The organism is Streptomyces sp. NPDC054849 (assembly GCF_053610945.1).
This window is the reverse complement of record NZ_JBSGZI010000174.1, coordinates 1-7,807: the sequence shown is the minus strand read 5'-3', so window position 1 is coordinate 7,807 and position 7,807 is coordinate 1. Positions and strand designations below refer to the sequence as shown.

General features: G+C 68.6%; 8 protein-coding genes. 6 read left to right on the top strand and 2 right to left on the bottom strand.

Going from position 1 to position 7,807, the window contains the following annotated elements:
* The 3 genes from ACWGIF_RS37390 to ACWGIF_RS37380 all read left to right on the top strand — a co-directional run.
* Positions 1-1,345, top strand: a 1,345-nt coding sequence (locus tag ACWGIF_RS37390; protein ID WP_453504261.1) for a M16 family metallopeptidase, incomplete at its 5' end; no start/stop codon positions are given.
* Positions 1,346-1,386: 41 nt separating this feature from the next.
* Positions 1,387-2,139, top strand: coding sequence for a 4-hydroxy-tetrahydrodipicolinate reductase (gene dapB, locus ACWGIF_RS37385; protein WP_453504259.1), 753 nt, complete (start codon positions 1,387-1,389; stop codon positions 2,137-2,139).
* 15 nt (positions 2,140-2,154) lie between these two features.
* Positions 2,155-2,607, top strand: a complete 453-nt coding sequence (locus ACWGIF_RS37380) for a hypothetical protein (RefSeq protein ID WP_453504258.1) — start codon at positions 2,155-2,157, stop codon at positions 2,605-2,607.
* A gap of 52 nt (positions 2,608-2,659) precedes the next feature.
* On the opposite strand, the gene ACWGIF_RS37375 is transcribed toward ACWGIF_RS37380, so the two are convergent.
* Together ACWGIF_RS37375 and ACWGIF_RS37370 are read right to left on the bottom strand one after the other, a co-directional pair.
* On the bottom strand, positions 2,660-3,229 hold the full coding sequence (locus tag ACWGIF_RS37375; protein ID WP_453504256.1) for a PH domain-containing protein: 570 nt from the start codon (positions 3,227-3,229) through the stop codon (positions 2,660-2,662).
* A gap of 48 nt (positions 3,230-3,277) precedes the next feature.
* Positions 3,278-3,517 (bottom strand): hypothetical protein, encoded by a 240-nt coding sequence (locus tag ACWGIF_RS37370; RefSeq protein ID WP_326587711.1) that lies wholly within the window; start codon positions 3,515-3,517, stop codon positions 3,278-3,280.
* Between the two features lie 214 nt (positions 3,518-3,731).
* On the opposite strand from ACWGIF_RS37370, the gene thyX reads away from it, so the two are divergent.
* The 3 genes from thyX (at position 3,732) to ACWGIF_RS37355 (ending at position 7,414) form a co-directional block, all read left to right on the top strand.
* Positions 3,732-4,472: an FAD-dependent thymidylate synthase gene (gene thyX, locus ACWGIF_RS37365; RefSeq protein ID WP_453504254.1), complete on the top strand. Its 741-nt coding sequence runs from the start codon at positions 3,732-3,734 to the stop codon at positions 4,470-4,472.
* 231 nt (positions 4,473-4,703) lie between these two features.
* Positions 4,704-5,603 (top strand): 4-hydroxy-tetrahydrodipicolinate synthase, encoded by a 900-nt coding sequence (gene dapA, locus ACWGIF_RS37360; RefSeq protein ID WP_453504252.1) that lies wholly within the window; start codon positions 4,704-4,706, stop codon positions 5,601-5,603.
* Between the two features lie 125 nt (positions 5,604-5,728).
* Positions 5,729-7,414: a ribonuclease J gene (locus tag ACWGIF_RS37355; protein WP_453504250.1), complete on the top strand. Its 1,686-nt coding sequence runs from the start codon at positions 5,729-5,731 to the stop codon at positions 7,412-7,414.
* The last annotated feature ends 393 nt before the right edge of the window (positions 7,415-7,807 follow it).

The following is a 7,807-nucleotide window of genomic DNA, read 5'->3' as shown; positions in this document are numbered from 1 at the left end:
GACTTCCGAGGGGCGGGCCGTCGCCCGTACCCAAACCCTCCTCAAGGGCCGCAGCGGCATCGGCACCGTCCGGCGCACGGTCCTGCCCGGCGGACTGCGCATCGTCACCGAGACGCTGCCCTCCGTCCGCTCCGCCACCTTCGGCATCTGGGCGCACGTCGGCTCCCGTGACGAGACGCCCACACTGAACGGCGCCACGCACTACCTGGAGCACCTCCTCTTCAAGGGCACGCACCAGCGCAGCGCCCTCGACATCTCCTCCGCGATCGACGCGGTCGGCGGCGAGATGAACGCCTTCACGGCGAAGGAGTACACCTGCTACTACGCCCGGGTGCTCGACACCGACCTGCCGCTGGCCATCGACGTGGTCTGCGACATGCTCACCGGCTCGCTGATCCGCGAGGAGGACGTCGACGCGGAGCGCGGCGTCATCCTCGAAGAGATCGCGATGACCGAGGACGACCCGGGCGACATGGTCCACGACCTGTTCGCGCAGACCATGTACGGCGACACCCCCCTGGGGCGCCCGGTCCTCGGCACCGTCGACACGATCAACGCACTCGGCGCGGAACGCATCCGCCGCTTCTACAAGAAGCACTACGACCCGACGCACCTGGTCGTGGCCGCCGCCGGCAACGTCGACCACAACAAGGTCGTACGCCAGGTCCGCGCCGCCTTCGAGAAGGCCGGCGCGCTGAGCCGCACCGACGCCGAGCCGATCGGTCCGCGCACCGGCGCCAAGCGCATCCGCACCGCGGGCCGCGTCGACCTGGTGAACCGCAAGACCGAGCAGGCCCACGTCGTCCTCGGCATGCCCGGCCTCGCCCGCACCGACGAGCGCCGCTGGGCGCTGGGCGTACTGAACACCGCCCTCGGCGGCGGCATGTCCTCCCGCCTCTTCCAGGAGGTCCGGGAGAAGCGCGGCCTCGCCTACAGCGTGTACTCGTACACCTCCGGCTTCGCCGACACCGGCCTCTTCGGCGTGTACGCGGGCTGCCGGCCCAACCAGGTCCACGACGTGCTCCGGATCTGCCGCGACGAGCTCGACAAGGTCGCCGCTGACGGACTCGGCGACGACGAGATCAGGCGCGCCATCGGCCAGCTCTCCGGCTCGACCGTCCTCGGCCTGGAGGACACCGGCGCGATCATGAACCGCATCGGCAAGAGCGAGCTGTGCTGGGGTGACCAGATGTCGGTGGACGACATGCTGGCCAGGATCGCCGCCGTGACCCCGGACGACGTCCGGTCGGTCGCACAGGATGTACTGGCCCAGCGCCCCTCGCTCGCGGTGATCGGCCCGCTGAAGGAGAAGCAGGCCGCCCGCCTCGACGAAGCGGTCGCCTAGTTCTCACGGCAAGCAAGTCTGTGTTGATTTAAGGACGGAATATGAGCAAGCTGCGCGTGGCGGTCCTCGGGGCCCGGGGCCGCATCGGCTCCGAGGCGGTCAAGGCCGTCGAGGCCGCGGACGACATGGAACTGGTCGCCGCGCTCGGCCGCGGCGACAAGCTGGAGACGCTGGCCGAAGCCGGCGCCCAGGTCGCGGTCGAGCTGACCACCCCGGCCTCGGTGATGGAGAACCTCGACTTCCTCATCCGCCACGGCATCCACGGAGTGGTCGGTACCACCGGCTGGACCGAGGACCGCCTCGCCCAGCTGAACACCTGGCTCGCCGGCTCGCCGCAGACCGGTGTGCTCATCGCCCCGAACTTCTCCATCGGCGCGGTCCTCACCATGAAGTTCGCCGCCCAGGCCGCCCGCTACTTCGAGTCCGTCGAGGTCGTCGAGCTGCACCACCCGAACAAGGTCGACGCCCCCTCCGGCACCGCGACCCGTACGGCGCAGCTCATCGCGGCCGCCCGCGCCGAGGCCGGCCTCGGCGCGCAGCCCGACGCGACCGCCACGGCCCTCGACGGCGCGCGCGGCGCGGACGTCGACGGCGTCCCGGTGCACGCCATCCGCCTGCGCGGCCTGCTGGCCCACCAGGAGGTGCTCCTCGGCGGAGAGGGCGAGACCCTGACCATCCGTCACGACTCCCTGCACCACAGCAGCTTCATGCAGGGCATCCTGCTCGGTGCGCGCCGCGTCACACAGACCCCGGGCCTCACCTTCGGCCTGGAACACTTCCTCGACCTGGGCTGACTGGGCTGATTCACGATGCGCGCGAAGATCACGTACTTCATCACGGCCGCCGTCCTGGTCGTGTACTTCGTCCTGGTCGGCAGCCGGGGCCTGATGCTGATCCGGCACGGCACCTGGCTCACCGTCACCTTCGGGGTGGCCGTGCTGATCCTGCCGGTCATCGGTGTCTGGTTCCTCTGGAAGAACACCCGCTTCGTCACGCGGGCCAACCACCTCGCGGCCGAACTGGAGGCCGAGGGCGGGCTCCCCGTCGACGAGCTGGAACGGGACCAGTACGGGCGGATCCTGCGGGATTCCGCCGACGAGGTCTTCGGGCGCCGCAAGGCCGAGACCGAGGACGCGCCGGGGGACTGGCGCAGCTGGTTCCGGCTCGCCGTCGCCTATCACGACGCCCGTGACACCCCGCGGGCCCGCAAGGCCATGCAGCGCGCGATCGCCCTGCACGACAAGAAGCCCGTACAGGTCTGATCCCTGCACGGGCTTCCCGTGGCGTGCTCCGCCGTACCTCGCGATCCGAGGGTCAGGCGGGCACGGGCCGGTACTCGTCGGCCCAGGCCGCGAGCGTGTCGGCGGCCCGGTCGAAGGCCTCCGCCCGCGACAGGAAATCGGCGTTGTGGTCGGTCAGCAGCACCGGCGGCTCCGTGCCGCCGGGGCCGGACATCGTCAGCGCCTGCCCCTGCACGGTCCTCGGCAGCCCGAGCCAGCGGACCGGCTGCTGCACCGTACGGATCTCGACGACCTCGCTCCACGCGACCGTGCGGGTCACGAAGAAGCCCACCCGGCGCAGCCCCGCAGGGCTCACCCACACGCCCACGCGCAGCGTCTGCAGCGCCGACCCGACGACCGCGAGGGCGGCGGCCAGACAGAGTCCGGCCCCGGCCCACCCGTCCCCGGCGAACGCCACGATCATCGTGGCCAGCAGCATGAAGGCGGACAGCAGGAGCAGCAGCGCGGAGATGGCCACGCGCCAGGGGCCGGGCCGGTAGGGCCGCCGCCAGCGCTCTTGGTCGGCATGGGCCAGGACCTCGTCGCCGTCGCCGTCGAAATCCGCGTCGGATACTCCGTCGGCCGTCAGGAAGGGCAGGGGCACGGCTGGACCTCACTCACATGCACGTTCGGTTGGGCTGTGCCCGTGAGGCTACCGCCCCTGGGACGCCTCCGACTGCTGCGACTTCTCAGGCGCCTTGCTCGGCTGCAGCGCGGGCATACCGAAGAGCAGTGAGCCCGCGAGCCCCGCAACCACGGTCAGTCCGACCAGACTACGGGCGGCCAGCTGGGTCTTGCCCAGTCGCTCGCGCGGCGGGGGAGTGACGTTGCTTCGGAAACGGTCGGATTCGGCGACGAAGGCGAACGGGACGGGTTCGCGCCGGAGGAACATCAGAGCGAATCTCCTCGGGATCGTTGGATGTGCGTTCTCTTCGATGAGGACGTGTGAGCCGCCCAATCCGTGCCGGATTTCGGGACATTCGCCAAAATTCGTGGCTGTGCGTCAGCTGTACGGGGTGCCCGCGGTGGGAGTGCGTCTGCACGGGGCCCGGAAGGAGCGCCGTAGAGTGGGCGCGCCCCAGGACGCACGTTTGGAAGGACCTCCGGTGAGCGACACCGCCGCTTCAGATCTGAAACCCAGCTTCCGCAGTGACGTGACGGTGGAGCTGGTGAAGCACTCCGCCGCCGACTCCGACGTGCTGTGGGCCGCTCGCGTCTCCACGGCCGGCGAGCAGTCCCTGGAGGAGCTGCAGAAGGACCCGGAGCGCTCCAAGGGGCTGATCAACTACCTGATGCGGGACCGTCACGGCAGTCCCTTCGAGCACAACTCGATGACCTTCTTCATCAGTGCCCCGATCTTCGTCTTCCGCGAGTTCATGCGCCACCGCGTCGGCTGGTCGTACAACGAGGAGTCGGGCCGCTACAGGGAGCTCGAGCCGGTCTTCTATGTCCCGGACGCCGAACGCAAGCTGGTCCAGGAGGGCCGCCCGGGCAAGTACGTCTTCGTCGAGGGCACCCAGGCGCAGCAGGAGCTGACCGGCCGCATCATGGAGGACTCCTACGTACAGGCGTACGAGGCATACCGGGAGATGCTCGCCGCGGGCGTGGCCCGGGAGGTTGCCCGTTCGGTCCTGCCGGTCGGTCTTTTCTCGTCGATGTACGCCACCTGCAACGCGCGCTCCCTGATGCACTTCCTCGGCCTGCGGACGCAGCACGAGCTCGCGGCCGTCCCGTCCTTCCCACAGCGGGAGATCGAGATGGTCGGCGAGAAGATGGAGCAGCACTGGGCCACGCTCATGCCGCTCACGTACGCCGCCTACAACGGCAACGGCCGCGTTGCCCCGTAAGGCCCGGTACACCGGCGGCGCACAGATGTACGGCGTTAAGTCCTAAGTGTCCGTATTGCGACGTTTCGTAAACTTCATCTAGGCTGATCAAACGGACCCGGCACTGCTTGAACCCCCGAGCAGGCAGTGCCGGTGTCCAACACCTCCTCCAGCCGCCCGCTGGGGGACGCACCCCCTGTTGACGTCCCCCGAGGGGACACCGCGAGCATGGCAGCGAGTAGCGTGTTACCCATGGCTCCGATCTCGACTCCGCAGACCCCCTTCGGGCGGGTCCTCACCGCCATGATCACGCCGTTCACGGCGGATGGCGCACTTGACCTCGACGGCGCGCAGCAGCTCGCCGTCCACCTGGTGGACGCAGGCAACGACGGCCTGATCATCAACGGCACCACCGGTGAGTCGCCGACCACCACCGACGCGGAGAAAAACGACCTCGTACGAGCCGTCCTCGAAGCCGTCGGAGACCGGGCCCATGTGGTCGCCGGCATCGGTACCAACGACACCCGCCACACCCTCGAGCTGGCCCGCCAGGCCGAGCGCACCGGCGCCCACGGCCTGCTCGCCGTGACCCCGTACTACAGCAAGCCGCCGCAGGAGGGCCTCTTCCGGCACTTCACGGCGATCGCCGACGCCACCGAGCTGCCGGTCATGCTCTATGACATCCCCGGCCGCAGCGGTGTCCCGATCGAGACGGAAACTCTCGTCCGGCTGGCCGAGCACCCCCGTATCGTTGCCAACAAGGACGCCAAGGGCGACCTCGGCCGCGCCGGCTGGGCCATCGCACAGAGCGGCCTGGCCTGGTACTCGGGTGACGACATGCTGAACCTGCCCCTCCTGTCGGTGGGCGCGGTCGGCTTCGTCTCCGTGGTCGGCCACGTGGTCACCCCCGAGCTGCGCGCCATGCTGGAGGCCCACCTGGGCGGAGACGTCCAGAAGGCCGCCGAGATCCACCAGAAGCTGCTCCCGGTCTTCACCGGCATGTTCCGCACCCAGGGCGTGATGACGACCAAGGGCGCGCTGAACCTGCAGGGGCTGCCCGCGGGCCCGCTGCGGCTTCCGCTGATCGAACTGTCCGCCGAAGAGACGGCTCAGCTCAAGAGGGACCTTGCCGCCGGCGGGGTACAGCTCTGACACCAGACTTCACAACCGAATAAGAACGAACAAACGAATACAGAAACAGACAACAGCAAGTGCACGAATGACATGCGCGCCACGTGCCTTCCGGGGTACGTGGCGTGCGTGGTGAGGAGACACTTTTGAGCCATCCGCATCCGGAACTCGGTCCGCCGCCGAAGCTGCCCAACGGCGGCCTCAGGGTCACCCCCCTGGGTGGTCTCGGCGAGATCGGCCGCAACATGACCGTCTTCGAGTTCGACGGCCGCCTGCTGATCGTCGACTGCGGCGTCCTCTTCCCCGAGGAGGAGCAGCCGGGCATCGACCTGATCCTGCCGGACTTCACGTCCATCCGGGACCGCCTCGACGACATCGACGGCATCGTGCTGACGCACGGCCACGAGGACCACATCGGCGCCGTCCCCTACCTCCTCCGGGAGAAGCCGGACATCCCGCTGATCGGCTCCAAGCTGACGCTGGCCCTCATCGAGGCGAAGCTGCAGGAGCACCGCATCCGCCCCTACACCCTTGAGGTGAAGGAAGGCGAGCGCGAGAACCTCGGCCCCTTCGACTGCGAATTCATCGCGGTCAACCACTCCATCCCGGACGCCCTGGCCGTCGCGATCCGGACCCCCGCGGGCCTGGTCGTCGCCACCGGCGACTTCAAGATGGACCAGCTCCCGCTGGACAAGCGCCTCACCGACCTGCACGCCTTCGCACGTCTGAGCGAAGAGGGCATCGACCTCCTTCTCTCCGACTCGACGAACGCCGAGGTCCCGGGCTTCGTCCCGCCCGAGCGCGAGATCTCCAACGTCCTGCGCACGGTCTTCGCGAACGCCCACAACCGGATCATCGTGGCCAGCTTCGCCAGTCACGTGCACCGCATCCAGCAGATCCTCGACGCCGCTCACGAGTACGGCCGCCGGGTCGCCTTCGTCGGTCGCTCGATGGTCCGCAACATGGGCATCGCCCGCGACCTGGGCTACCTGAAGGTCCCGGCCGGCCTCGTCGTGGACGTCAAGACCCTCGACGACCTGCCGGCCCACGAGGTCGTCCTGGTCTGCACGGGTTCCCAGGGCGAGCCGATGGCGGCCCTGTCCCGCATGGCCAACCGCGACCACCAGATCCGGATCGTCCCCGGCGACACCGTGATCCTGGCGTCGTCCCTGATCCCGGGCAACGAGAACGCGGTCTACCGCGTGATCAACGGCCTGACCCGGTGGGGCGCCAACGTCGTGCACAAGGGCAACGCCAAGGTGCACGTCTCGGGCCACGCCTCGGCCGGTGAGCTGCTGTACTTCTACAACATCTGCAAGCCGCGGAACCTGATGCCGGTCCACGGCGAATGGCGCCACCTGCGCGCCAACGCCGAGCTCGGCGCCTTGACGGGCGTCCCCAAGGACCGCATCGTCATCGCCGAGGACGGCGTGGTCGTCGACCTGATCGACGGCAAGGCCCGGATCTCCGGCAAGGTCCAGGCCGGCTACGTGTACGTGGACGGCCTCTCGGTCGGCGATGTCACGGAAGCCTCGCTCAAGGACCGCCGGATCCTCGGCGACGAGGGCATCGTCTCGGTCTACGTCGTGGTGGACAGCACCACAGGCAAGGTCGTCAGCGGCCCGAACATCCAGGCCCGTGGCTCCGGCATCGATGACGGAGCCTTCGGCCCGGTCATCGCGAAGATCGAGGAAGCCATCGCACGCGCGGCCGCCGACGGCGTCGCGGAGCCGCACCAGATCCAGCAGCTCATCCGCCGCACGATGGGCAAGTGGGTCTCGGACAGCTACCGCCGCCGTCCGATGATCCTCCCGGTCGTCGTCGAGGTCTGACCCTCGCCGTAGCGACCACACGGGAGCGGGGCAACCGGATTTGCATCCGGGGGCCCCGCTCCAGTACGTTTACGTCTCCACCTCGCACGGCACCCCGGCACACATGTGTGCCCGGACGGGTCATGCGGGCGGGTGGGAATCGAGACGCAGGGAGACCTGATAAAGTCTGATCCGCCCGAAAGGGAAAGGCCCTCCGAAGGCCACCAGAATTCAATCCCTCCGGAAACGGAGCGGAAATGAATCTGGTAGAGTCGGAATCGCCGGAAAGGGAAACGCGAAAGCGAATACCTGGAAAGCGCCGAGGAAGTCGGACACGAAAGAGTCTGATAGAGTCGGAAACGCAAGAACAGAACGAAAGCCCGGAGGAAAACCCGCGAGGGTGAGTACAAAGGA